The sequence below is a fragment of the Flavobacterium sp. NRK F7 genome (genome assembly GCF_024054195.1).
Classification (GTDB): domain Bacteria; phylum Bacteroidota; class Bacteroidia; order Flavobacteriales; family Flavobacteriaceae; genus Flavobacterium.
The window spans coordinates 3,526,828-3,551,967 of the sequence record NZ_JAMXLB010000001.1 but is presented as its reverse complement, the minus strand read 5'-3'; the positions used below and the strand labels follow the sequence as shown (position 1 = coordinate 3,551,967).

Sequence of the window (25,140 nt, the reverse complement as noted above, 5' to 3'; positions counted from 1 at the left end):
AAAATCGTTTAATTTAAATAATCTACAAACAAATTTAAACAACAGAGTTATGAGCAAAAGAGATGAATTAATTACGAAGTACGCAGGCGATTTAAAAGAAAAATGCGGTGTTACGCCAGACATGGATTTATTAACCAAAGTAACTATTGGTTGCGGACCATCTATTTACAATGCAGATTCTTCAACAGTTTCTGGGTCAGATGATAAAGAGTTGGCAACCGTTAAAAATAATTTTTTAATCAAAAAATTAGGTTTAAAAGAAGGTCCAGAATTAGATAAAGCTATTGCAGCAGTAATTGACCAATATGGGAAATCCAATAAAAACAAATATAGAGCTGTCTTTTATTATTTGTTAACGAAACATTTTAAAAAAGAAGCTGTTTATAAATAAAACGCAACCTTTTAACACATTCCCGATTCAATCGGGATTTTTTTTGCAATTATGTTAAAATTAAAAATTTTGTAAAATCGAATTCTTACTTTAGCAATTCAAATTTTAAAAAATGATTTCAGAAGAACAATTTCAAAAAGAATTAAATATAATTATTGAGAATGCGATAAGGGAAGACGTGGGTGATGGAGATCATAGTTCGTTGGCGTGTATTCCCAAAGAGGCAAAAGGAAAAGCAAAGCTATTAGTTAAAGATAAAGGGGTTATTGCGGGAGTAGCTTTTGCTGAAAAAGTATTTGCTTATGTGGATCCTGAATTAGAAATCCAAACTTTTATTAAGGATGGTGAAAAGGTTTCTCATGGAGATGTCGTGTTTCATGTTATGGGACGTTCTCAATCCATTCTCAAAGCAGAGCGATTGGTTTTAAATGCGATGCAACGAATGAGTGCTATAGCTACTAAAACCAATTATTTCGTAAATTTATTAGAAGGAACCTCTACCAAAATTTTAGATACTAGAAAAACAACACCAGGTTTACGAGCTGCTGAAAAATGGGCCGTAAAAATTGGAGGAGGAGAAAATCATCGTTTTGCGCTTTATGATATGATTATGTTGAAAGACAATCATATTGATTTTGCTGGAGGAATTACACCTGCTATTCAAAAAACGAAAAAATATTTAGAAGAAAACAAAAAAGATTTAAAAATAATTGTTGAAGCTAGAGACTTAGCTGAGGTAAAAGAAATTTTGCAAAGTACTGGAGTATATAGAATTTTATTGGATAATTTTACTTTTGAAATGACAAAAGAAGCGGTAGCTTTAATTGGAAGCACTTGCTTAACAGAATCTTCAGGTAATATTAATGAAAATACAATAAAGCAATATGCTGAGTGCGGAGTAAATTATATATCTTCCGGAGCGTTAACACATTCTGTTTATAATATGGATTTAAGCCTAAAAGCCTTTTAATGTCTGAAGCAATCGAACATAAATTAGATAAAATTCCAATTATTAAGCAGTTAGTTGCTTTTGGAAAGAAAATTACTTTTTCTTCTTTGGAAGGTTTGTCTTTGTACGATATTGTTGAATTATATCTTCTAGGAATATTAAAAGGAGCCTTTTCCTATAGGGCAAGTGCAGTAGCTTTTAGTTTTTTTATGGCATTATTTCCCTTTGCATTATTTATTTTAAATTTAATTCCTTATATTCCCATTGAAAATTTTCAAGATGATTTTTTATTCTTTGTAGAGAAAGGAGTTCCACCGAATACCTACGAAGCTATTGAGTTAATCATTAAAGATATTATGAATACCAGTTATAAAAGTTTGTTATCATCTGGTTTTATTTTATCTATTTTTTTAATGACCAATGGAGTAAATGCGATTTTAGGGGGTTTTGAAATGTCTACACACATAACCATAACAAGAGGTTTTTTTAGACAATATTTCATTGCTTTGGCTATTTCAATTGCCTTGTCGTTAATTTTAATTATTACTGTGGCTTCTATTGTAATATTTGAAGTAATTATTCAAAAAATAAAGTCACAAGGATTAATAAGTAATGATGTGCATTTGATTGAATGGGGTAGGTATTTATTTGTTATTTTAATGATTTTAATTACGACTTCCATTTTATATAAATTTGGTACAACGGAAACAAAACATATATCATTTATTAGTTATGGAGCTGTGTTTACGACCTTGCTTATAGTGCTAACTTCCTTTATATTTGGAATTTATGTAGAAAAATTTGCAAGATATAATGAGCTGTATGGATCAATTGGCACGCTTCTTGTTTTAATGTTTTATATCTGGATAAATTGTATGGTTCTTTTACTCGGTTTCGAATTAAATGCAACTATTAACAAATTAAAAAGAAAAAATTTATATATTTAACAATTATTTAATGAATTTAAACTATGAGAAAACTTTACCTACTGCTAACTTTAACATTATTACCCCTTGTTTATACAAGTGCTCAATCAAAGCTGTCTGGTGTTAGTGTTTATGAAACTTTATCTTTTGGAGGTAACCGTTTAGTACTTAATGGTGCTGGTGTCAAAGAAAGAATGTGGATTGATATGTATGTAGCATCTTTGTATGTGCCTACAAAAACGACCAATGCGGATCAAATCATTAATAGTACAGAACCAGCAATTATAAAAATTAATGTGGTTTCTGGATTATTAAAAGCAGAACGAATGAAAGAAATGTTTGATGAAGGATTTCAAAACTCCATGAATGGTAGTACTGCTGCGTTAAAAGCGGAAATAGATAAGTTTATTTCCTTTTTTGATAGTACTATGAAAGAAAATGATGAATTTATGATTGTTTATAATCCTAAAACAGGTATCACGGTTTTTAAAAACAGTGTGAAACGTGGTGTGATTGAAGGTCATGATTTCAAGAAAGCTTTGTTTGGAGTTTGGTTATGTGTAAAACCAGCAGATGAAAAGCTTAAAAAGGCAATGTTAGGTTTATAATTTAATGGTTGAAATTTTTTGTATCCAAAAAAATAAAATTCATAATTATTTCAACAAAAAAATATAAATTAGCAAAAAAAAACAATAAACAAGTTATGAAAAAGCATTTAGTTACATTTATTATTATTTTAATTACATCGATTTCGTCAGCTCAAACAACAGTATCTGGAGTTAAGTTGGATGAAACTATTACTGTAGAAGGTAAAAAATTAGTTTTAAACGGAGCTGGTATTCGTGAAAAATGGTGGATTGATTTGTATGTAGGTTCTCTGTATTTGCCAAAGAAAAGTACAAATGGAACTGAAGTGGTAAATAGCACCGAAACTGCAGCTATAAAATTAGATGTAGTGTCTGGAATGGTATCTTCTGAAAAAATGATGGGTGCTTTAGATGAAGGTTTTATTAAATCGACTAATAATAATGTGGCTCCTTTGAAAGATAGAATTGAAAAATTTAAATCTTTCTTTACAGAAAAATTTACTAAAGGAGATTCTTTTACTTTTGCTCACGTTGCAGGAACGGGTATAGTTGTGTATAAAAATGGTGTTAAAAAAGGATTTGTTGAAGGACAAGATTTTAAAAAGGCATTATTTGGAATTTGGTTGTCTAATAATCCTGCCGATAAAGATTTGAAAAAATCTATGTTAGGAATGTAAAATAAATCGATTTTCTTACATAAAAAAATAAAAAAACACTTCATATGAAGTGTTTTTTTATTGCTTAAAAAAAATGAATTATAGTTTCTATGACTTTTTCATTTCCTAATATTTTTCGATGTCCTAATTTTTCTGTTAATAGTAATGTGCTATTTTTTAAATTTTTGTGTATGTTTTCAGAAGCTGTGTAAGGAACATCCTCATCATTTACATCGTGAATAATCAAAATTGGAATGGGACACTTTTTTGCTGCAATATAGGCAGAATAACTTTCCATGTCTATCTGATATTTCTTTTCAAAAAGAGCTCTCATCTTAGTTGCAATATTAGGTTTTAATTTTAAATTAGAAACAAAATCCTTTAAAATATCATTCACGCTATCTCCACTTCCAATGATAACTGCTTTTTTAATTTGTAACCCTTCTTTAATAGCATTTAAGATAGACATGCTACCTAAGGAATGTCCTACTGCATAATCAAATGGGCCATATTTTTTTTCAAGTTCAAGTATACTTTCTATGAATTCTGGCATTAAAGTAGTGTTGCCAGGAGATTTGCCATGGGCAGGTGCATCAAAACTAATTGTTGAATACCCTTGGTCTACTAATTTATCTGCAATTTTAACGAGTTGAGTGCCTCTTCCAGACCAGCCATGAACTAATAATATCTTTTTTGAACCTTCTCCATATACATATGTCATTATCTGTTTTTCAATCTTAGGAATGTAAACTAGTTTCTGTTTGCTTTTTTGATCCATCAAAAATTCTCTTTTAGGAGTTTTATATTTTATGGGAGTCTTAAAAAGCCTACTTGCTAACTTTACAGTTAGTGAAGTTGAGAGTCTTTGTAATATAGAAAAAAAAAGTAGTATTGATTTTGGAATGGAGTTACCTGTTATTGGTTTTTTTCTTTTCGGCATTATAGAATCGATTTTAAACTATTTATGCAAAAATACTATTAAATTTTGTAGGAATATTTGAAATGATTTTTTAAAAATACTAACTTTGTTAAAAACAATTAAAAAATGAGCTATAAAATAAAAATCGTATTCGTATTGTTAATTGCATTGGCAATGTCTTGTGCAACTAACCCTTTCACTGGAGAAAAAACAATGGCTTTGGTTCCAAATAGTCAAATTTTTCCTTCTGCTTTCCAACAATATAATCAATTTTTATCAGAAAATAAGGTTATAAAAGGAACTCCTGAGGCTAAGAAAATTGAAATCATTGGTATGAAAATTAAAACCGCAGCAGAAAGATGGTTAAACGCAAATGGTAAATCGGATTATTTAAATGGTTATGCTTGGGAGTATAATTTAGTCGATAGTAAAGAATTGAATGCTTGGTGTATGCCTGGCGGTAAAATTGTTTTTTATACAGGTATTCTTCCGGTTTGTAAAGATGATGCGGGTATTGCTGCTGTAATGGGACATGAGGTGGCTCATGCTTTGGCTAATCATGGACAACAAAGGATGAGTGCTGGTTTAATTCAGCAATTAGGTGCAGTAGGTGCACAAGTTGCAGTTGGTAATAAAAGTGAAGAAACACAGCAATTGGTTATGCAAGCGTATGGAGTAGGAACACAAGTGGGAGGTATGTTGCCTTTTAGTAGAAGTCATGAAAGTGAGGCAGATATGATAGGTTTAACACTAATGGCGATTGCAGGTTATGATCCAGTAAATGCAGTTAAATTGTGGGAAAGAATGTCAGCTCTTTCTTCAGGTTCAGCACCTCCAGAGATATTAAGTACACATCCAAGTAATGAAACTAGAATTAAAGATTTAACGAATTTAATTCCTCAAGCTAAAAAAGAGGCAGCAAAATTTGGAGTGACATTTAAATAATATAAAAAAAAGAACTATATTCAATCCCGATTTCAAAATCGGGATTTTTTATTTCAAATTATTATGGAAAAATTAAAAAAAGGGGAAAAGAAATTATTAAATGCTTGGGCGTTTTATGATTGGGCTAATTCAGTATATTCATTAGTTATTTCTTCTAGTATATTCCCTTTGTATTTTGGTTTTCTTTACTCAAAAGACAGTCCTTTCATATCTTTTTTGGGACATGATTTTAAAAGTACGGCTCTAATAAGTTATGTTACTGCATTTGCCTTTTTAACAGTTGCTGTTTTATCACCTTTGCTTTCTGGTATAGCTGATTTTGTTGGTAATAAGAAGCGATTTATGCAATTTTTCTGTTATTTAGGAGCGCTGTCTTGTGTGGGCTTGTATTGGTTTACACCCGAAAATGTATATTGGGGTATTAGTTGTTTCTATTTTGGGTTAATAGGTTTTTGGGGAAGTATTGTGTATTACAATTCTTATCTTCCAGATATTGCTTATGAAGATCAGCAAGACGCATTAAGTGCTAGAGGTTTTTCTTTTGGTTACATTGGGAGTGTAATTTTATTAATAATTTGTTTAGGATTGATTATGACAAGAGATACTAATGCTGATTCTTTGCTTGCGATGCGATTGTCTTTTGTTTTAACAGGGGGTTGGTGGTTACTATTTAGTCAATATACATTTTATTATTTGCCAAAAGGGAATAAAACAAATAACAAAATGTCAAGTCATGTGTTGTTTAATGGTTTTAAAGAATTGTTAAAAGTACAAAAGCAACTTTTTCATAATTTAGCACTTAAGCGTTATTTAGCTGCTTTCTTTGTTTATAGTATGGCGGTTCAAACGGTAATGTTGGTAGCTACTTATTTTGGAGAGCAAGAAATCAATTGGGCTTCAGATAGTGAAAAGACTCAAGGTTTAATAGTGAGTATTTTGGTTATTCAATTAGTTGCTGTTTTAGGAGCTTATCTAACTTCTAGATTGGCTTTTAAAATTGGAAATATTAAAGCCTTATTAATTATAAATATTATTTGGGCGATAATATGTGTTTTTGCTTTTTTTGTGACTGAACCCATTCATTTTTATGTAACTGCTGGTTTTGTAGGCTTGGTAATGGGAGGAATTCAATCTTTATCGCGTTCTACATATTCAAAATTTTTACCTGTAACAGATGATACTACTTCTTTTTTTAGTTTCTACGATGTTGCTGAAAAAATAGGAATTGTTATTGGTATGGGAATTTTTGCAACGATTGATCAAATTTCGGGTTCCATGCGAAATGCTATTGTTTTTTTAACCGCCTTTTTTATAATCGGAATATTTTTACTAATCCGAGTACCAAAAAAATAAGATTATTTTTTGGAAAACTCAATAATTTCTGCATAATGAGAAAAATCAACAATTTATTTGTTTTTATGATGTTAATAGTGGCTTTTGCTTCTTGTAGTGAAGTGGAGCCTTTAGATCCAGTTTTATCAGGACAAGTTAATTCAGGAAGTGATAATGGATCCGGTTCGGGTTCAAGTGGAGGTAATTCTGGAGGAGCTTCCTCTGGTGATTATTGGCCAACAGCAATCAATAATGAATGGACTTATAATTCAAACGGAACACCTTCTACAATGAAAATTATTGCAACAGAAACGGTTAACGGACAATTGTATTATAAATTTGCGCCTCAAAATGGCAATGGTAGTATTAGTTCTGGAGTTGTTAATACTAGTGTGAATAAAAATGCTGGTGTTTATAAATTAAAGACAGACGACGTTGTTATCGATGCTGGTGGAATTAGTGGGACACAAACAGGATATGAATATATTGTGTTGAAAGATAACATACCAGTTAACGGAACTTGGAACGGAAGTTATACTCAAACTACAACTTACACAGGGATACCACCTATTACTTTTACAACAAACTATGTAGGTACTATTTTAGAAAAAGGGGTCTCTGAAACGGTAAATAATGAAGTGTTTACAGATGTAATTAAGGTAAAAATTGATCAAACGAGTAATGTTCCAGGAAATCCTGCTACAACAATAATTTCAGAATATTGGTACGCAAAAAACGTTGGGATTATTAAAGCAACTAACATTGGAAGTGGTTTAAATTATGAAAATATACTAGTGGATTACATGTTGTATTGATTTTTCACAAGTTTTAAAAATCCCGAAAGTAATTCTTCGGGATTTTTTTATGGCACAAATCTTGACTTTATATTATACTTGTAATGAGTAAATTTGTGTATTATTGTTGATAATCAATGTTTTAATGTTAATTTTGTAATTCAATGATAACAAATTTTAAAAGTTATTAATGACAAAATGACCCTTTTATAATTATGCCAAATCAAAAAATACTAACATTTGACAACTTGTCACTTCAAGAGATCAATTCAGATGCGGAATTAATTCCATTATTAACACCTGAAGATGAAGAAGAAATGAACAATGAGCAGTTGCCAAATGACTTACCAATTCTTTCTTTAAGAAATACTGTTTTATTCCCTGGAGTGGTTATTCCTATAACTGCTGGTAGAGATAAATCTATAAAATTAATTAATGATGCTAATGCAGGTGGAAAAGTAATTGGAGTAGTTGCTCAAATTGATGAAGAGGTTGAAGAACCAACTCCAAATGATGTACATCATATAGGTACTGTAGCGCGAATTATTCGTGTTTTAAAAATGCCAGATGGAAATACTACGGTAATTCTTCAAGGAAAAAAGCGCTTTGAAATTGATGCATTTACTCAAGAAGAGCCTTATTTAAAAGCGACTATTAAAGAAGTAAGTGAAGAAAGGCCTAAAGCGGATGATGTTGAATTTAATACTATAGTAGATTCGATAAAAGATTTGGCTATTCAAATTATAAAAGAAAGTCCAAACATTCCTACTGAGGCTACGTTTGCTATTAAAAATATTGAGAGTAATCCTTTTTTAATCAATTTTGTTTCTTCAAATATGAATCTATCAGTTTCAGAAAAACAAAATTTACTTTCTATTCATAATTTAAAAGACAGGGCTTTAGAAACCTTACGCTTTATGAATTTAGAGTTGCAAAAACTGGAATTGAAAAACGATATTCAATCAAAGGTTCGATTTGATTTAGATCAACAACAAAGAGAATATTTCTTGCACCAACAAATGAAAACTATTCAAGAAGAGTTAGGTGGCGTTTCTTATGAGGCAGAAATTGAAGAGATGAGGGAGAAGGCTAAGGCTAAAAAATGGGACGAGAAGGTAGCGGCTCATTTCGAAAAAGAAGTTTCTAAATTGCAACGATCTAATCCAAATTCGCCAGAATTTGGAATTCAAAGAAACTATTTGGAATTGTTTTTAGATTTGCCTTGGAACGTGTATTCCAAAGACAATTTTGATTTAAAAAGAGCTCAGAAAATTCTAGACAGAGATCATTTTGGTTTAGAAGAAGTAAAGCAGCGTATTATAGAGCATTTAGCGGTTTTGAAATTACGAAATGATATGAAATCGCCAATTTTATGCCTTTTTGGTCCTCCAGGAGTTGGTAAAACATCTATAGGAAAATCTATAGCAGAAGCTTTAGGTAGAGAATATGTTCGTGTTTCATTAGGGGGAATGCGTGATGAAGCTGAAATTAGAGGGCATCGAAAAACCTATATTGGTGCCATGCCAGGGCGAATTATTCAAAGTATTAAGAAGGCGAAAACCTCTAATCCAGTTTTTGTTTTAGATGAAATTGATAAATTGTCAACGAGTTTTAATGGCGATCCTTCTTCCGCATTATTGGAAGTGTTAGATCCTGAGCAAAATGGAGAATTTCATGATAATTTTTTAGAATTAGGTTATGACCTATCTAAAGTAATGTTCATTGCCACATCTAATAATATGGCTACCATTCAACCGGCTTTAAAAGATAGGATGGAAATCATCAAAATGTCGGGTTATACTATAGAAGAAAAAGTTGAAATTGCTAAAAAACATTTGTTACCAAAACAATTGAAAGAACATGGTTTAAGTGCTGATGATTTGCAAATTGGTAAAAAGCAATTGGAAAAAATAGTAGTAGGTTATACTAGAGAATCAGGAGTAAGAGGTTTGGAAAAGAAAATTGCTCAAGTGGTGCGTCATGCAGCAAAATCTATAGCACTGGAAGAAGATTACAATAAAACTTTGACAGATGAAGATATTCTTACAGTATTAAAAGCGCCTCGTTTAGAGCGAGATAAATACGAAAATAATGATACGGCTGGTGTGGTAACTGGTTTGGCTTGGACTTCTGTGGGAGGTGATATTTTGTTTATTGAATCTACTATTTCTAAAGGGAAAGGAGCAATGACGATGACAGGAAATTTAGGTACGGTAATGAAAGAATCGGTAACTATTGCTTTAGAGTATATTAAATCCAATAATGAAATATTGGGTATTCCAACGGAAGTAATAAACAATAATAATATTCATATTCATGTTCCTGAAGGCGCTACTCCAAAAGACGGGCCAAGTGCAGGTATAGCAATGTTAACTTCTATGGTTTCAACTTATACCCAAAGAAAAGTAAAGAAAAGTATCGCCATGACGGGTGAAATTACTTTAAGAGGGAAAGTGTTGCCAGTAGGTGGAATTAAAGAGAAAATACTAGCTGCTAAAAGAGCGAATATCAAAGAAATTATTCTTTGTCATGAAAATAAAAGAGATATAGATGAAATTAAACCCGACTATTTAAAAGGACTTACGTTTCATTATGTAGATCGAATGAGCGAAGTGGTCGATATTGCAATAACCAATCAAAAAGTTAAAAATGCAAAGAAGTTGCAAGAATAGTACACAGTATAAATAAAAATGAAATGCATTCCGATTTAGAAATAAGTCGGAATTTATTTTTATTATATCTATATATAATTTTATATTCGCAACAGCGTTTATAGCTTATACATATTAAGTATGGTTTCAAAAAAAATACTGCTTTTCTTCTTATTAGCCACTAGTGTTCATTATGGACAAATAGGAGGTAAATATGTATATCAATTTTTAAACTTAGCCCAATCACCAAGACAAGCTGCTTTAGGAGGAAAAACGGTAACAGTTGTAGACTTTGATGTAAATCAAGCGTTTTATAATCCAGCTACAATTAATCAAAAAATGAGTAATCGTTTGGCAGTGAATTATGGAAATTACTATGGGGAAGTTTCGTATGGAACAGCTGCTTATGCGTATACTTGGGACCAACATGTGCAAACCTTTCATGCGGGAATTAATTACATTAACTACGGAACGTTTGAAGGAAGAGATGAATTAGGAAACACTACTTCTGATTTTACAGGAAGTGAAGCGGCTCTGTCTTTAGGGTATGCGTATAATATTCCTTGGACTACTATGTATGTTGGTACTAATGTGAAGTTAATTTCGTCTACTTTGGAGTCGTATAATTCTTGGGGTGTTGCTACCGATTTAGGTTTTTTATATGTAGATGAGAAAAACGATATCAATTATGGTTTGTCGGTTCGTAATTTAGGATTTCAAATTACACCGTATCAAGATGTAAGAGAAAAATTACCCTTGTCTATAGATGCTGGAATTTCGCAATTATTAGAGAATGTACCTATTCGTTGGCATTTAACTTTGGAAAATTTGCAACAATGGAATATTGCATTTTCCAATCCAAATAGAGCAGAAACTACTTTGGATGGAGAAACCAATGAAGAAAAAGTATCCTTTTTTAATAATGCGTTGCGACATGTGATTATGGGTGCCGAATTATTTCCCGAGAAAGGATTTAATATTCGTTTGGGATATAATTTTAGAAGAGGTCAGGAATTGAAAATTTTGGACCAACGTAGTTTTGCTGGAATATCTGCTGGTTTTGGTTTGCGATTTGGCAAAATAAAGTTTGATTATTCTTATTCAAGATATACATTAGCAGCCAGTACAAACTTGTTTGGTTTAATGATAAATTTGGAATAACAAATATTGGTTACAAAAAAATAAAGCATTTTGAAAAAAATTACAATAGCAATTGATGGGTTTTCGTCTACAGGAAAAAGTACTTTAGCAAAGCAAGTGGCGAAAGAATTAGGATATGTGTATGTAGATACTGGTGCCATGTACAGAGCAGTTACGTATTATGCCATGCTAAATAATTTGGTTTCGGAAGATTTTCTAGACAAAGAGAATTTGGTTTCCCAATTATCAAAGATTCAATTGCAATTTCAATTTAATCCTGCTTTGGGTTTTGCGGAAATGTATTTGAATGGAGAAAATGTAGAGCAGGCAATTCGTACTATTGAAGTTTCAAGAAATGTAAGTCGCATTGCTGAAATATCTCAAGTTAGAGCTAAATTGGTAGAACAACAACAAGCGATGGGAAAAAACAAAGCTATCGTAATGGATGGAAGGGATATTGGAACGGTAGTATTTCCTGATGCAGAATTAAAACTGTTTATGAATGCTTCTGCCGAAACAAGAGCACAAAGGCGATTTGATGAGTTGCTGGAAAAAGGGCAGAGCGTTACTTTTGAAGAAGTGCTTCAAAATGTGCAACAACGCGATTATATTGATACACATAGAGAAGATTCGCCATTAGTAAAAGCAAATGATGCTATTGAGATTGATAACTCGGCTATGACTAAAAAAGAACAGTTTGAATTAGTGATGCGATTGGTAAATGAAAAATTATCCGTTTAGATAGAATTTGGTTCAATCAAATCCCATTTATTGCCATATAAATCTTCGAAAACTACAACAGTTCCGTATGGTTCTTCTCTGGGTTCTTCTAAAAAATGAATTTCATTGGCTTTCATTTGTTGGTAATCCTTCCAAAAGGTATTGGTATACAAAAATAAAAATACACGACCACCTGTTTGGTTACCGATGTATTGCTTTTGCGTTTCATTGGCTGCTTTAGCAAGTAAAAGACAGCAGTTCTTACTATTTTTTGGAGCTACAAGAACCCATCTTTTTTCTGGACTGATATAGCTATCTTGTATAACTTCAAAATGTAGCTTTTTTGTGTAAAAAGCAAGCGCTTCATCGTAATCCTTTACGACTAATGTAACATGAGCAATATGTTGATGCATATGATTTTTTACATATAAAAATACATTTTTATCCTATATTTTTTATTGGTTTCCTATGAAATAATTTTTTCATATCAATCACCTGTGTTTTTCTTATTCTAAATGTTTGTTAATTAATAAATTATTTGTAATTTTGCACACCTTTTGACAGAATTGGGTTTTCATTAGGAATCAATAATTTATACAAACACTGTTGTTGTTTTTAATCTGTATAAAAAACCCATAAGAGCACAACATACAAATTTTTAAATCAGCATATGTCTGAAATTAACAAAACACAAGAAGAGTTTTTAGCAAATTTTAACTGGCACAACTACCAAGAAGGTATTGATGTAGTAGATGAGAAAAACTTACAAGAATTTGAAGACCTAGTATCTAAAACTTTTATCGATACTAAGGATGAGGAAGTAGTAGTAGGTACTGTAGTTAGAATTACTGATAGAGACGCTATTGTTGATATCAATGCTAAATCTGAAGGTGTTATCTCTTTAAACGAATTTCGTTACAATCCTAACTTAAAAGTTGGTGATAAAGTAGAAGTGCTTATTGATATTCGTGAGGATAAAACAGGTCAATTAGTATTGTCTCACAGAAAAGCAAGAACTATCAAAGCTTGGGATAGAGTTATTGCTGCTCATGAGTCTGGAGAAATCGTGAATGGTTTTGTAAAATGCAGAACTAAAGGTGGTATGATTGTAGATGTTTTCGGAATTGAAGCATTCTTACCAGGTTCTCAAATTGACGTAAAACCAATCCGTGATTACGATCAGTATGTGAACAAAACTATGGAATTCAAAGTGGTAAAAATTAACCATGAGTTCAAAAATGTAGTTGTTTCTCACAAAGCGCTTATCGAGGCAGATATCGAAGAGCAAAAGAAAGAAATTATTGGTCAATTAGAAAAAGGACAAGTTTTAGAAGGTGTGGTTAAAAACATTACTTCTTACGGTGTGTTCATTGACTTAGGTGGTGTAGACGGATTAATCCATATTACCGACTTATCTTGGTCTAGAATCAATCACCCAAGCGAAGTTCTTGAGTTAGATCAAAAATTAAACGTTGTAATCCTTGATTTCGATGATGAGAAAACAAGAATTCAATTAGGTTTAAAACAATTAAACGCGCACCCTTGGGATGCTTTAAGTGCTGATTTAAATGTTGGTGATAAAGTTAAAGGTAAAGTTGTTGTTTTAGCTGATTACGGTGCTTTCATTGAAGTAGCTGAAGGTGTTGAAGGTTTAATCCACGTTTCTGAAATGTCTTGGTCAACTCACTTAAGAAGTGCACAAGATTTCATGAAAATTGGTGATGAAGTAGAAGCAGTTATCTTAACTTTAGATAGAGAAGAAAGAAAAATGTCTTTAGGTATCAAACAAATGACGCAAGATCCTTGGACTGATATCACTGCTAAATACCCAGTAGGTTCTAAACATACAGGTATCGTTAGAAACTTCACAAACTTTGGTATTTTCGTAGAGTTAGAAGAAGGAATTGATGGTTTAGTATATATCTCTGATTTATCTTGGACTAAGAAAATTAAACACCCATCTGAATTTGTAAACGTAGGTGACAAAATGGAAGTGGTTGTTTTAGAGTTGGATGTTGAAGGACGTAAATTATCTTTAGGTCACAAACAAACTACTGAAAATCCATGGGATAAACACGAAGATGCTTACGCTGTAGGTACAGTTCATAATGGAACTATCGGAGAAATCGTTGACAAAGGTGCAACTGTAGATTTCGGTGATGATGTAGTGGCTTTCATTCCAACTCGTCATTTAGAGAAAGAAGATGGAAAAAAATTGAAAAAAGGAGATACTGCTGACTTTAAAGTAATTGAGTTCAATAAAGAATTCAAAAGAGTAGTAGCTTCTCATACAGCTATCTTCCGTGAAGAAGAAGAAAAAGCGGCTAAAGCTGTTGAAACTAATGTTTCTTCATCAAATAACGTTGAGAAATCAACTTTAGGTGATATTGATGCATTAGCTGAATTAAAAGCTAAAATGGAAAAAGGAGAAAAATAATAATTCATTTTTCTTGCTAATAATTAAAACTCCCAATTGAATAATTGGGAGTTTTTTTATGGCTATTATTTGGTCATAAAATCATAAATGCCATGATAATTTTGATGCGTGGTAACCGTGTTTAATAAAAAGCTAGGATAAGGAGTTATGCAGGGTTTTATGTTAGTATTGTTAGATAAAATAGCTTGAGCACTGCCTACAACACATCCTTTACCGTAGCAAAAATCAAAATGAAGTCCCAATTCTTTCATAGTGTAACTGGCTACAGAAGATTTATAAGAATATTTGTTTATGTAGTCACCTCCAGTTAATTCGTATTCAAAAATATCGCCTCTTCTGGTTGGGCAAATAAAACTAGTATTTCCAGATATAGCATACAATTTTCCTCTAGCAATGGTTAAACCATTGTATTGAGAAGGAAATCCACTTGGAGCAAAAGGGGAGCAGGCACCTGAGGATAGGTCTAATTTTAAGATTTGGGAGCTATCTTCTTTTATACCTACTAAAGTCGTTGCATCCAAATTTTCAATATCTTGAAGGTAGTCGGTGGTAGTGTAAACGATGCTTGAATTACCTGTAGGTATATGAACCTTTAATAATTTTTTGGGGAAATTGGAATTGATTCCTGTTACTGCCCAAGCAAAATCGGTTGTGCCAGTCATATCTGTAATTCCTGTGACACAAGTTACAGGTGTTCCTCCGATTTTTATCTGAGAGACAAATGTGTAACCTACAGGACTTGTGCCTAAATCTATTTTAAAAATAAATGATTGGATGTTTGGCAAAATGGGACTGCCAGTTCCATTTGCGGGTAATACTAATGCAAATAACGATGGACATGCTGACGGTCTTTCTTCTAATGTAGCTTTCTTTGCTTCTTTTTGTGTAGTTTCAATTTCCTTGAAATCATCTTGACAAGATAGTGTTAGCAAGCAAAATAAGCTGCTAATACAAAGGCTTAATTTTTTCATATTTTTTGTTTTAAATGTTTGAATAGTAAAATTAGAGTATTGTTTTTCAAAACCTGCCTATGCATGTAACAACTCCTTGTAATTATGTATCTTAGATGTTAAAATTTATATATTTTTTGTTTCATATATTATTATATCGTAATATTGTAATATAATAATTGATAATAATTATGAAAACGTCAATTCGAGTGATTTTATAAAGTTAAAATGCTAATTTTTACTTTATAAAATTGTATCGAGAATCGTTTTTAAATTATACCAAACAAATAAATTTAAATACTCATGGGAGTTTCTAAATCAGAATTTTTTACCGAACAGCAAAATCAATTGGCTTCGCTTTTTAAAGCGATGTCACATCCAGCAAGGATTGCAATTATTCAGTATTTGTTACAGGTAGATACTTGTATTTGTGGCGATATTGTGAACGAATTGCCTTTGGCTCAACCCACTGTTTCGCAACATCTAAAAGAATTGAAAAATGCCAACATTATAAAAGGAACAATAGAAGGTACGGCCATTTGTTATTGCTTAAATCCAGATACATTAAAAATGATTGAAGTCTACTTTAAAGGACTTACCAATCAGTTGCAAAATAAATGCTGCTAAAAAATATTAATTAAACAACATTTTTATGAAATTATCCGAAATAAAAAATGCTTTAAAAGACTTATCTGTTATAGCTTTTCAATTACCCAATGGTCAATTAGTGCCTTCTCATTTTCATGTTACGGAAGTGGGTAAAGTATCGAAACATTTTATCGATTGTGGGGGAACGGTTCGAAAAGAAGAGGTAGTAAATTTCCAATTATGGGAAGCGAATGATTATGATCATCGTTTGCATCCTGAAAAGTTGATTCATATCATAGAATTATCAGAAAAAATAATTGGTATGGAAGATTTAGAAATTGAAGTAGAATATCAAATGCCAGATACTATTGGGAAATTTAACCTAGATTTTGATGGAAAAAACTTCTTGTTAACCTCTAAGTTGACCACTTGTTTAGCAAGTGACTCTTGTGGAATTCCACAGAAAAAAACGAAAGTAAAATTAGGAGAATGGAAAGCAAAAGAAAATTCCTGTGCTCCTGGTTCGGGTTGTTGTTAAGTATAAGTAGCTCATCCAGCCTTTTGTACTATCTTTCTGGTTTCAAACTATTTTTATCTTTTTTAAAAAGCGACAACAGAAGCTTTTTAAAAAAGATAAAATTACGTTTTCAACTGCAAAAGGATAGTTACTCCAGTCTGGGCTAATTAAAAAAAATATGTTTGATAAATTAGAAAAAACAATAAGTACTATAATGGTTGATGTGCTTTCAAAGGATCGAAAAGAAGTGTTGCAGCCTTTGATTGATTATATTCAAGAGAAAGTGAATCATCAGGAAAAAATTAGACTTAATTTTATCTGTACTCATAATTCACGTAGAAGTCACTTGTCTCAAATTTGGGCACAAACTATGGCTTTTTATTATGAAATACCTAATGTCACTTGTTATTCTGCTGGTACAGAAGCTACGGCATTGTTCTATATGGTGGCAGAAACGCTTAAAAAACAAGGTTTTGAATATGAAAAACTAGAGGAAGGAACAAATCCTATTTATGCCATAAAATTTGATGTTAATGAACCAGCTGTTATTGCTTTTTCAAAAACCTTACAACATACATTCAATCCCATTTCAAATTTCGCGGCTATCATGACATGTTCTTCTGCTAATGAGGCTTGTCCTTTTGTGTCGGGTGCTGAAAAACGCTTTTTTGTTCAATATGAAGATCCTAAAAAAATTGATAATACAGACAAAATGGAACAGGGGTATTGGGACAAAAGTATTGAAATAGCAACTGAAATGGCGTATGTGTTTTCAAAGATTCAAAATGGAAAATAAACATTATTGGGCTGAGTTTTTGGGTACATTTTTATTGGTTTTTTTTGGAACTGGTGCTATCATTATTAGTGAAGAATATAATGGTATTCTTCAGGCTTTTGGTATCGGTGTCGTTTTTGGTATAACCGTTTGGCTTTTGGTTCAGTTTTTAGGCAAGTTTTCGGATTGCCATATTAATCCTGCTGTAACAATAACGTTCTGTTTTAATAAAACAATAGAAATTAAAAAAGCGTTATTTTATATTTTTTTTCAATTGTTAGGAGCAGTATTAGCTAGTTTGTTGCTTCATTATATTTTTCCATCCAATCAAAAATTAGGAAATACCATCCCAAGTGGAAGTGTTTGGGAATCTTTTTTTCTTGAATTGGGTCTAAGCTTTATTTTAATGGGAGTTATTGTGGTGTCTAATGCTGTTTTATCTTTAAAAAAATGGGCGCCCTTTTTAATTGGATTTACTGTTTTTTTAGAAGCCTGGTTGGCGGGTCCTATTTGTGGGGCTTCTATGAATCCAGCAAGAAGTTTTGGCCCGTCTATTATTTCTGGTACAACCGATTTTTTATGGATCTATTTTTTAGCTCCTATCTTAGGGATGTTGTTTTTTTTGTTAATTTCTCATTTTTGTAATTCAAAAAAGTAAATTTCCTTTTGATGAGTTTTTTTATGAATAGATTATTACTCAACATTACCTATACAATTTTAGTTTTAAAAGCGAAAAAACGTAATTTAAAATAGTTGTTAATTGTCTATTTTTCTTTTAAGTGTTTAAAAAATCCGACGAATTACCTATTATTTTAACATTTGCCAAGATAATACCTATTATGTAGGTATTGTATATTTTTTATAGCCTTTGTTTTGTTTAATACTTATTTTTTTAACATTATTTTTGGAATATCATAAAAATTAAAGCTATTTTTTTTTGATACTGTAATTTAGGTATTGTTAATAGCGATTAAGATTATTTTTTATGATTGCAAACAAAACAAACACTATACATTATGAAAAAAAATGATTTTTATTTCTTTTTAGAGAAAGGAGTTTTATCAATCTTGAAAAAATCCAAAATAAAATTCGGTTTATTTATGACTGGATTTTTATTGATAACCGCCTCTTCTTTCTCCCAAATAGGTCCCGTTATTTGGGAAGATAATTTCAATACTTTTAATACGGCACAATGGACTAAAGATATTGGTGATGGTTGTAATATTGGATTGTGTGGTTGGGGAAATCAAGAATTACAGTCTTATGAAGCGAACAATGTTTATATTGGAGATGTACCTGGTGAAGCAGGAAATAAAGCATTAGTATTAGAAGCTAAAAATCAAGTGTCAGGATCTAGAGCATTTACTTCTGGTAAAATCAATAGCGATAATAAAGTTGCCATTCATTATGGTATGGTTGAAGTTCGTGTACGTGTACCTAACTTAAATCAAGGTTTATGGCCGGCTGTATGGATGCTTGGAACTTCTAATTTAGCTTGGCCAGCAAAAGGTGAAATTGATATGATGGAAATGGGATTCAGCCAGGCAGCAAGAAATGAGCAAGGCGCAACTTCTTCTACTGTAAATACCTATGTGGGAGCGAATACTTTTTTTCCAGTTCCTGGTGGTGTTGGAAATATTGCTTCAGACGTAAATTATAATAAACCCTATGTGGCAGCTGCGCCTTTAAACGATCGATTTGTAAAATATAGAATTTATTGGGAGCCAACACAAATTCGTTTTACGGTTGTGGATGGTGCCAATGAATATGATTTATATGAAAATCCTTTCCCAATTGATGCTAATAATTCTGTAACAGCCCCTTTTACGAGACCTTTTTATATGTTATTGAATTTGGCAGTGGGAGGAACTTTGCCTGGTGTTTCTTCGAATGGAGCAGTAACGGCTCCACTTCCAGGTAAAATGTATGTGGACTATGTGCGTGTACACAAATGGAATGGATATGGAAGTGTTGAACTTTCGGATGGAACTATTCCAGCAGAAAATGGAACTTTTGGTGTTTTTACGGATACTACACCTTCAACTAAAAAATTAACTTTTGGTTCAGATTCAGAGTTTTATATTTTTGGTGAAACCTTAATTGAAAATAATGCCATAGCACCAGCTGAAGGTACAAATGTATTATCGTTTACAAATGATAGTTCTAAAGGTTGGTTTGGAGCCGGAATTACTACTTTATTTGGTAAAAATATGTCTAACTATACGCAGAATGGTTCTTTGAAATTTAAAATAAAAATACCTGCGAATGTGTCTTTTTTCATTGGAGTGAATGATAATTATACCAATGCAGCCCAAGTGAATTTTCCTGCAGGGCAAACTAAATATGGCTTAGTTCGGAATGGAGAATGGGGTCAAGTGACAATTCCAATAAGTGATTTGGGGGGTTTGGTTGCTTTTCAAGATATGTCCTATATGTTTAGAATAGGAAATGACGGAGCAATTCCTACATCTAATTTTCAGTTCGCTATTGATGATATTGTTTGGGTTGACGGTAATACTACTGTTTGCCAACCTACACCAGTTACACCTTATTATGCTATTAATGGACAAAATTGGACATCAAATACTGCTGTTTCTTTGCAGTCTGGTAATAGTGTTACATTTGGTCCACAGCCTACTACTGGCGGAAGTTGGTCATGGACAGGACCAAATAATTTTGCTGCAACAACCAGAGAAATAACAATTTCAAATATTCAATCAAATCAAGCGGGAAATTATATAGCTACCTTTAGAAATGCTTGTGGGACTTCAACTAGTGTGACTTTTAATGTAACGGTCACTACAGTTTCAACTTTTGTTCCAGATCCAAATAAAACATACTACATAGCAAATCCGTTTCATAATAAAAGAATCGGTGCTAGTGGTTCAGAAGATCCTTTTAGTACTGCTATAACGACCACAGGAGCAACGGTAGAGTGGAAGTTTACAGCGGCTCCAAATAATAGTTATTATATTGATTGTGTAGGTGGTCAAGGAAACCCGAGATTGCGTTCTGATAATACCGATTTTACCGACATGCAGCCTAGTAGTTATGCAGGTACTTGGGAAAGATGGCAAATTACACCAGCTGGTAATGGTAAATTTTATTTGACTACCTTAGAAAGTAATTTAAGAAGGTTGCAATTGAATAGTGCTGGTATTTTAAAACAAGTTGGCACTGATTCACAAGATACTTGGGAGCAATTTACATTTACAGAAGCTTCTCAAACACCTCCGCCACCTCCAGTAGGATCTTGTACAAGAGTAGCGGCGAATGGAGATTTTAACGTTACCATTACCAATAATTCAGAAGGTTCTTTCTTAACTTTTGTTCCTAATAGAACAGGAATAGGTAATGCAACCCTTATTTTATATTACAGCACTGCTTTAAATGCTACGTATCCAGGTTATTTAGCACAACCGAATGTACCTTTTAAGATTAATGCTAATTCAGGTCAAACGATTTATTTCTATTACACGTATAGTTTGCCAACTGGTGGTGAAAATAATACTGCTAATAACAAAATGAATTTTGTAATGGGTAGTTGTAATGCTTCTTCATCGAGAATGATAAATGATGTAGCGAAAAATGATATGATTTTGAATGCATTATATACAGTGTATCCGAATCCTATTGCTAATGAAGCGACTATAGAAATGGAAGCTATCGATAGTTTTGAGAAAGTTTCTGTAATGAATAATACAGGGCAAATTCTAATGGAAGAAAAATTTAATAACCAGAAAAAAATAACAATAAATACATCTCATTTAAGTTCAGGTATTTATTTTATTCAATTATCTGGTAAAAAAGGAATAAGCAATTGTAAAATTGTGAAACAATAAAGATTGTTGAGTTAATTTGAAGTGATTAGTTTTTATGCAAAATACAGTGTTGGAATTCATTTCGACGCTGTATTTTTTTTGACAAAAGTGTAAAAAAATAGGAAAGCTTTTAGCATTTCCTATTCTTTGTCAATTGAGCCTAGAACACGCTTCATAAAATCATTTAAAGCAGTCTTTTTATCTTTGCCTTCTTTGATTGATTTATGTACTTCCAGAGCTCCGTATAAATTGGATATTAATTCACCAATAACGTCTAATTCTTCGTCTTTTAAAGAAGAAACTTCAGTTAGGTTTTCTAAAACTTCAATAGTTTCAACTAAATAGTCAGCATCATTATCTTCAATAAACTGAGTAAGTTGTTTAATAACGGGTAATTTCATGTTCTATAATTTTGAATGGATTATTTAAAAAAAAGTTTTAATTATTCCAATGTTTATCAACTTGTTTAAATTACTTCGTTAACTAATTCAGTTAATACTTCTGCTTTATTGGTTTGTGTTTGGTTTACCAATATGCCATTTTTAAAAGTTGCAAATGTGGGTAAATTATCTACTTTAGCTAATTTTCTTGATTCTGGGAACTTTTCAGCATCAACAACTAAAAAAGGGATAGTTTCATTTTCTGATGCTAATTTTTTAAATTTTGGCTTCATGATTCTGCAATTTCCACACCATGATGCAGAATATTGAACGACAACAATGTTGTTAGAGTTAATGATTTCTGCTAAATTATCTTGTTCTATTTCTGTAAACATTTCATTTCAATTTTAATAATCTCATCAAATTCAATAGCAATTTAAAACATTGCTATTGAAAATGATAAGATAAATTTTGATTTTTAGTTTTGGCTTAAATAAGCTGCGGTGCTTAAACGATCTGCATTCATTGCTTCTTTTCCTTCTTCCCAGTTTGCAGGACATACTTCGCCTTTAGTTTGAACGTGAGTGTATGCGTCAATTAAGCGTAAATATTCATTTACATTTCTTCCTAACGGCATATCATTTACACTTTCATGGAAAATTTTACCGTCTTCATCCACTAAATAAGTAGCTCTAAACGTTACATTTGATCCTGCTAAGATTTCTTCGTCTAAATTTTCGTCATATACCCATTCTGCATCTAAAATATCTAAAGCTGCAGCTAAATTTCTTGTTGTGTCTGCTAATAAAGGATACGTAACACCTTCAATTCCTCCGTTGTTTTTAGGAGTGTTTAACCAAGCAAAGTGAACTTCATTAGTGTCGCAAGAAGCACCAATTACGATAGTGTTTCTTTTTTCAAACTCTCCTAAAGCTGCTTGAAAAGCGTGCAATTCTGTTGGACATACAAAAGTAAAATCTTTTGGATACCAAAATAATAAAACTTTTTTGTTGTTTTTTGTAGCTTCTTCTAATACGTTGATTCTTAAGTTGTCACCCATTTCTGAGATAGCATCAACTGTAATGTTTGGGAATTTTTTTCCTACTAATGACATAATTAACTTATTTTTTTGAGTTATTTTAATGATGCAAAATTACTAATTCCACTACTATTTTAAGAAGCTTTTTATGGTTTGTTCTTATTGAATAATAGAGAATAATTATGTTAATATTTCTTACAAAAAATTAACTTTATTTTTATTGAATTCATATTTTGTGATGATTTATTTTATTAAAAAAATAAAAAAAACACTATCTGTAATTGATAGTGTTTTTAAATTTTTATTGGATTAAAATTTTATTGATCAAATCGATCGGCATTCATTACTTTAACCCATGCTTTAATAAAATCTTTAACAAATTTTTCTTTGGAATCGTCTTGAGCATATACCTCGGCATACGCTCTTAAAATAGAGTTGGAGCCAAAAACTAAATCTACTCTTGTTGCGGTCCAATGTGTTACTCCTGTTTTCCTATTTACAATGGCATAAGCGTTTTTTCCAGTAGGTTTCCAACTGTAATTCATGTCTGTTAAATTTACAAAAAAGTCATTAGTTAATACACCAATCTTATCTGTAAAAACGCCGTCTTTAGTATTGCCATAATTGGTTCCTAAAACACGCATTCCACCTAATAAGACCGTCATCTCAGGAGCTGTTAATCCCATCAGTTGAGCCCTGTCAAGCATTAACTCTTCAGGTTTTACGGCATAATCCTTTTTTAACCAGTTTCTAAAAGCATCGTGTGTTGGTTCAAGGTCTGCAAAAGATTCTGCATCTGTCATTTCTGCTGTTGCATCACCTCTACCAGGTAAGAAAGGAACAATTACATCGAATCCAGCTTCTTGAGCTGCTTTTTCAACAGCTGCACTTCCACCTAAAACAATAAGGTCAGCCATGCTAATTTTTTTAGAGGATTGCGCTTGAACTTCTGCTAGTTTTTCCAATACTTTTTGCAATCTTTCGGGTTCATTACCCATCCAATCTTTTTGTGGAGCCAAGCGAATACGAGCACCGTTAGCACCTCCTCTAAAATCGGAACCTCTAAAAGTTCTAGCACTGTCCCAAGCCGTTGTAATTAAATCAGATTTCGATAAACCACTATTTAATAATTGTTCTTTCAATTCTTTAACTTCTAAATCACTTAGAGTATAATCTACTTTTGGAACTGGGTCTTGCCAAATTAAATCTTCTTTAGGAACATCAGGACCTAAATAGCGGTCTTTTGGTCCTAAATCTCTATGGGTTAATTTAAACCATGCTCTGGCAAAAACTTCTGTGAAATAATCAGGATTTTTATAGAATTTTTCAGAAATTGCTCTATAAATAGGGTCCATTTTCATAGCCATATCTGCATCCGTCATAATAGGATTGTTTCTTTTTGTTGGATCGAATGCATCAATAGGTTTGTCTTCTTCTTTAATATTGATAGGTTCCCATTGCCATGCTCCAGCAGGACTTTTCTTTAATTCCCAATCGTATGTAAAGAGCAAATAGAAATAACCATTATCCCATTGTGTAGGATGTGTTGTCCATGCACCTTCAATACCACTCGTTACAGCATCAGTACCCACACCTGTTCTAGTTGGGTTACCCCAACCAAAACCTTGGTTTTCAATTTCACCTGCTTCTGGTTCTTTTCCTAATATCGATGCGTCTCCATTTCCATGAGCTTTCCCTACAGTATGGCCACCAGCTGTCAAAGCAACCGTTTCTTCATCATTCATCGCCATACGTTTAAAAGTGGTACGTACGTCAATTGCAGTTCGTAAAGGGTCTGGTTTACCATCAACACCTTCTGGATTCACATAGATTAATCCCATTTGAACGGCTGCTAAAGGATTGTCTAATGATTCTCGATTCTCATCGTTATCATAACGCTCTTTAGTAGCTGCTAGCCATTCTTTTTCAGAACCCCAATAGACATCTTTTTCAGGATGCCATATGTCTTTTCTTCCGCCTGCAAACCCAAAAGTCTTAAGTCCCATAGATTCATAGGCCATGTTACCTGCTAAAATCATAAGGTCAGCCCAAGAGATTTTATTTCCGTATTTTTTCTTAATAGGCCACAACAAGCGTCTACCTTTGTCTAAACTTACATTGTCTGGCCAACTATTTAGTGGGGCAAATCTTTGATTTCCGGTGTTACTACCACCTCTACCATCAGAAATTCTATAGGTTCCAGCAGAATGCCAAGCCAAACGAATCATTAAACCACCATAATGACCCCAATCCGCTGGCCACCAATCCTGACTTTCCGTCATTAGGTTTTTTAAATCTGTTTTTACAGCTTCTAAATCTAATTTTTTAAACTCTTCTGCATAATCAAAATCTTCTCCTAAAGGATTAGTTTTGGTGTCATGCTGATGTAAAATATCAAGGTTAAGTGTTTCGGGCCACCAATACTGATTGTTAGTTGCTTTTTTAGTTACATCTTCTTTACTGTGAAAAGGACATTTACTTAAATCATTAGAATGTTCCATAGTTTTAGTGATTTTGTATTAATATTGAGAAATTTGCATCAAATTGTTTGTTATAAATTGATTGTATCTCAAATTTACAAATAAAAAAACCATTACTCTTTTTAAGTAATGGTTAATTTTTA

24 protein-coding genes are annotated in these 25,140 nt (G+C 32.2%); 17 read left to right on the top strand and 7 right to left on the bottom strand.

What is annotated here, in order from left to right:
* Positions 1 to 49 precede the first annotated feature (49 nt).
* The 5 genes from NHF47_RS16245 (at position 50) to NHF47_RS16225 (ending at position 3,530) form a co-directional block, all read left to right on the top strand.
* Positions 50 to 391: a DUF2853 family protein gene (locus NHF47_RS16245; protein ID WP_252765909.1), complete on the top strand. Its 342-nt coding sequence runs from the start codon at positions 50 to 52 to the stop codon at positions 389 to 391.
* 112 nt (positions 392 to 503) lie between these two features.
* Entirely contained in the window at positions 504 to 1,361 is an 858-nt protein-coding gene (gene nadC / locus NHF47_RS16240) for a carboxylating nicotinate-nucleotide diphosphorylase (RefSeq protein ID WP_252765908.1), read from the top strand.
* Entirely contained in the window at positions 1,361 to 2,287 is a 927-nt protein-coding gene (locus tag NHF47_RS16235; protein WP_252765907.1) for a YihY/virulence factor BrkB family protein, read from the top strand. The genes nadC and NHF47_RS16235 overlap by 1 nt, the downstream gene beginning before the upstream one ends.
* Before the next feature lie 23 nt (positions 2,288 to 2,310).
* Positions 2,311 to 2,874 (top strand): chalcone isomerase family protein, encoded by a 564-nt coding sequence (locus NHF47_RS16230; protein ID WP_252765906.1) that lies wholly within the window; start codon positions 2,311 to 2,313, stop codon positions 2,872 to 2,874.
* A 95-nt stretch (positions 2,875 to 2,969) separates the two neighbouring features.
* Positions 2,970 to 3,530 (top strand): chalcone isomerase family protein, encoded by a 561-nt coding sequence (locus NHF47_RS16225; RefSeq protein WP_252765905.1) that lies wholly within the window; start codon positions 2,970 to 2,972, stop codon positions 3,528 to 3,530.
* A gap of 64 nt (positions 3,531 to 3,594) precedes the next feature.
* Here the strand turns inward: NHF47_RS16225 and NHF47_RS16220 are convergent, their stop codons facing one another.
* On the bottom strand, positions 3,595 to 4,287 hold the full coding sequence (locus NHF47_RS16220) for an alpha/beta hydrolase (RefSeq protein ID WP_308219271.1): 693 nt from the start codon (positions 4,285 to 4,287) through the stop codon (positions 3,595 to 3,597).
* A gap of 267 nt (positions 4,288 to 4,554) precedes the next feature.
* On the opposite strand from NHF47_RS16220, the gene NHF47_RS16215 reads away from it, so the two are divergent.
* From NHF47_RS16215 to cmk, 6 genes are all read left to right on the top strand, one after another.
* A complete protein-coding gene (locus NHF47_RS16215) occupies positions 4,555 to 5,373 on the top strand; it encodes a M48 family metallopeptidase (protein ID WP_252765903.1) in 819 nt (272 codons plus the stop codon).
* 63 nt (positions 5,374 to 5,436) lie between these two features.
* Entirely contained in the window at positions 5,437 to 6,726 is a 1,290-nt protein-coding gene (locus tag NHF47_RS16210) for an MFS transporter (protein WP_252765902.1), read from the top strand.
* A 35-nt stretch (positions 6,727 to 6,761) separates the two neighbouring features.
* On the top strand, positions 6,762 to 7,520 hold the full coding sequence (locus tag NHF47_RS16205) for a hypothetical protein (RefSeq protein ID WP_252765901.1): 759 nt from the start codon (positions 6,762 to 6,764) through the stop codon (positions 7,518 to 7,520).
* 194 nt (positions 7,521 to 7,714) lie between these two features.
* Entirely contained in the window at positions 7,715 to 10,171 is a 2,457-nt protein-coding gene (gene lon / locus NHF47_RS16200; RefSeq protein WP_252765900.1) for an endopeptidase La, read from the top strand.
* Positions 10,172 to 10,291: 120 nt separating this feature from the next.
* Positions 10,292 to 11,311, top strand: a complete 1,020-nt coding sequence (porQ, locus tag NHF47_RS16195) for a type IX secretion system protein PorQ (RefSeq protein WP_252765899.1) — start codon at positions 10,292 to 10,294, stop codon at positions 11,309 to 11,311.
* A gap of 30 nt (positions 11,312 to 11,341) precedes the next feature.
* A complete protein-coding gene (cmk, locus tag NHF47_RS16190; protein WP_252765898.1) occupies positions 11,342 to 12,031 on the top strand; it encodes a (d)CMP kinase in 690 nt (229 codons plus the stop codon).
* Here cmk and NHF47_RS16185 read toward each other — a convergent pair.
* Positions 12,028 to 12,423, bottom strand: coding sequence for a VOC family protein (locus NHF47_RS16185; protein WP_252765897.1), 396 nt, complete (start codon positions 12,421 to 12,423; stop codon positions 12,028 to 12,030). The two genes, cmk and NHF47_RS16185, sit on opposite strands and share 4 nt — an antisense overlap.
* A 257-nt stretch (positions 12,424 to 12,680) precedes the next feature.
* Between NHF47_RS16185 and rpsA the strand changes: the two genes are divergently transcribed.
* Positions 12,681 to 14,447, top strand: a complete 1,767-nt coding sequence (gene rpsA / locus NHF47_RS16180) for a 30S ribosomal protein S1 (protein ID WP_252765896.1) — start codon at positions 12,681 to 12,683, stop codon at positions 14,445 to 14,447.
* A gap of 65 nt (positions 14,448 to 14,512) precedes the next feature.
* Here the strand turns inward: rpsA and NHF47_RS16175 are convergent, their stop codons facing one another.
* Positions 14,513 to 15,418 carry a hypothetical protein gene (locus tag NHF47_RS16175; protein WP_252765895.1) on the bottom strand — a complete coding sequence of 302 codons (906 nt, stop codon included), beginning with the start codon at positions 15,416 to 15,418 and terminating at the stop codon, positions 14,513 to 14,515.
* A 282-nt stretch (positions 15,419 to 15,700) separates the two neighbouring features.
* Here NHF47_RS16175 and NHF47_RS16170 point away from each other — a divergent pair, with 282 nt between their 5' ends.
* From NHF47_RS16170 to NHF47_RS16150, 5 genes are all read left to right on the top strand, one after another.
* Positions 15,701 to 16,024, top strand: coding sequence for a helix-turn-helix transcriptional regulator (locus NHF47_RS16170; protein WP_252765894.1), 324 nt, complete (start codon positions 15,701 to 15,703; stop codon positions 16,022 to 16,024).
* 25 nt (positions 16,025 to 16,049) lie between these two features.
* Positions 16,050 to 16,523, top strand: a complete 474-nt coding sequence (locus NHF47_RS16165; RefSeq protein ID WP_252765893.1) for a DUF6428 family protein — start codon at positions 16,050 to 16,052, stop codon at positions 16,521 to 16,523.
* A gap of 157 nt (positions 16,524 to 16,680) precedes the next feature.
* A complete protein-coding gene (locus tag NHF47_RS16160; RefSeq protein ID WP_252765892.1) occupies positions 16,681 to 17,298 on the top strand; it encodes a low molecular weight phosphatase family protein in 618 nt (205 codons plus the stop codon).
* Positions 17,288 to 17,935 (top strand): MIP/aquaporin family protein, encoded by a 648-nt coding sequence (locus NHF47_RS16155; RefSeq protein ID WP_252765891.1) that lies wholly within the window; start codon positions 17,288 to 17,290, stop codon positions 17,933 to 17,935. The genes NHF47_RS16160 and NHF47_RS16155 overlap by 11 nt, the downstream gene beginning before the upstream one ends.
* Positions 17,936 to 18,293: 358 nt before the next feature.
* Entirely contained in the window at positions 18,294 to 21,119 is a 2,826-nt protein-coding gene (locus NHF47_RS16150; RefSeq protein ID WP_252765890.1) for a T9SS type A sorting domain-containing protein, read from the top strand.
* A gap of 119 nt (positions 21,120 to 21,238) precedes the next feature.
* On the opposite strand, the gene NHF47_RS16145 is transcribed toward NHF47_RS16150, so the two are convergent.
* The 4 genes from NHF47_RS16145 to katG form a co-directional block, all read right to left on the bottom strand.
* Positions 21,239 to 21,499 (bottom strand): hypothetical protein, encoded by a 261-nt coding sequence (locus NHF47_RS16145; protein WP_252765889.1) that lies wholly within the window; start codon positions 21,497 to 21,499, stop codon positions 21,239 to 21,241.
* Between the two features lie 65 nt (positions 21,500 to 21,564).
* On the bottom strand, positions 21,565 to 21,873 hold the full coding sequence (locus NHF47_RS16140; protein WP_252765888.1) for a co-chaperone YbbN: 309 nt from the start codon (positions 21,871 to 21,873) through the stop codon (positions 21,565 to 21,567).
* 83 nt (positions 21,874 to 21,956) lie between these two features.
* Entirely contained in the window at positions 21,957 to 22,592 is a 636-nt protein-coding gene (locus NHF47_RS16135) for a peroxiredoxin (RefSeq protein WP_252765887.1), read from the bottom strand.
* 242 nt (positions 22,593 to 22,834) lie between these two features.
* A complete protein-coding gene (gene katG, locus NHF47_RS16130; protein ID WP_252765886.1) occupies positions 22,835 to 25,018 on the bottom strand; it encodes a catalase/peroxidase HPI in 2,184 nt (727 codons plus the stop codon).
* Positions 25,019 to 25,140: the final 122 nt, after the last annotated feature.

Bases quoted from the DNA above. Each gene is read 5' to 3' on its own strand.
- NHF47_RS16245 (WP_252765909.1), top strand. From the start codon at position 50: ATGAGCAAAAGAGATGAATTAATTACGAAGTACGCAGGCGATTTAAAA.
- nadC (WP_252765908.1), top strand. From the start codon at position 504: ATGATTTCAGAAGAACAATTTCAAAAAGAATTAAATATAATTATTGAG.
- NHF47_RS16235 (WP_252765907.1), top strand. From the start codon at position 1,361: ATGTCTGAAGCAATCGAACATAAATTAGATAAAATTCCAATTATTAAG.
- NHF47_RS16230 (WP_252765906.1), top strand. From the start codon at position 2,311: ATGAGAAAACTTTACCTACTGCTAACTTTAACATTATTACCCCTTGTT.
- NHF47_RS16225 (WP_252765905.1), top strand. From the start codon at position 2,970: ATGAAAAAGCATTTAGTTACATTTATTATTATTTTAATTACATCGATT.
- NHF47_RS16220 (WP_308219271.1), bottom strand. From the start codon at position 4,287: ATGGATCAAAAAAGCAAACAGAAACTAGTTTACATTCCTAAGATTGAA.
- NHF47_RS16215 (WP_252765903.1), top strand. From the start codon at position 4,555: ATGAGCTATAAAATAAAAATCGTATTCGTATTGTTAATTGCATTGGCA.
- NHF47_RS16210 (WP_252765902.1), top strand. From the start codon at position 5,437: ATGGAAAAATTAAAAAAAGGGGAAAAGAAATTATTAAATGCTTGGGCG.
- NHF47_RS16205 (WP_252765901.1), top strand. From the start codon at position 6,762: ATGAGAAAAATCAACAATTTATTTGTTTTTATGATGTTAATAGTGGCT.
- lon (WP_252765900.1), top strand. From the start codon at position 7,715: ATGCCAAATCAAAAAATACTAACATTTGACAACTTGTCACTTCAAGAG.
- porQ (WP_252765899.1), top strand. From the start codon at position 10,292: ATGGTTTCAAAAAAAATACTGCTTTTCTTCTTATTAGCCACTAGTGTT.
- NHF47_RS16185 (WP_252765897.1), bottom strand. From the start codon at position 12,423: ATGCATCAACATATTGCTCATGTTACATTAGTCGTAAAGGATTACGAT.
- rpsA (WP_252765896.1), top strand. From the start codon at position 12,681: ATGTCTGAAATTAACAAAACACAAGAAGAGTTTTTAGCAAATTTTAAC.
- NHF47_RS16175 (WP_252765895.1), bottom strand. From the start codon at position 15,418: ATGAAAAAATTAAGCCTTTGTATTAGCAGCTTATTTTGCTTGCTAACA.
- NHF47_RS16170 (WP_252765894.1), top strand. From the start codon at position 15,701: ATGGGAGTTTCTAAATCAGAATTTTTTACCGAACAGCAAAATCAATTG.
- NHF47_RS16165 (WP_252765893.1), top strand. From the start codon at position 16,050: ATGAAATTATCCGAAATAAAAAATGCTTTAAAAGACTTATCTGTTATA.
- NHF47_RS16160 (WP_252765892.1), top strand. From the start codon at position 16,681: ATGTTTGATAAATTAGAAAAAACAATAAGTACTATAATGGTTGATGTG.
- NHF47_RS16155 (WP_252765891.1), top strand. From the start codon at position 17,288: ATGGAAAATAAACATTATTGGGCTGAGTTTTTGGGTACATTTTTATTG.
- NHF47_RS16150 (WP_252765890.1), top strand. From the start codon at position 18,294: ATGAAAAAAAATGATTTTTATTTCTTTTTAGAGAAAGGAGTTTTATCA.
- NHF47_RS16145 (WP_252765889.1), bottom strand. From the start codon at position 21,499: ATGAAATTACCCGTTATTAAACAACTTACTCAGTTTATTGAAGATAAT.
- NHF47_RS16140 (WP_252765888.1), bottom strand. From the start codon at position 21,873: ATGTTTACAGAAATAGAACAAGATAATTTAGCAGAAATCATTAACTCT.
- NHF47_RS16135 (WP_252765887.1), bottom strand. From the start codon at position 22,592: ATGTCATTAGTAGGAAAAAAATTCCCAAACATTACAGTTGATGCTATC.
- katG (WP_252765886.1), bottom strand. From the start codon at position 25,018: ATGGAACATTCTAATGATTTAAGTAAATGTCCTTTTCACAGTAAAGAA.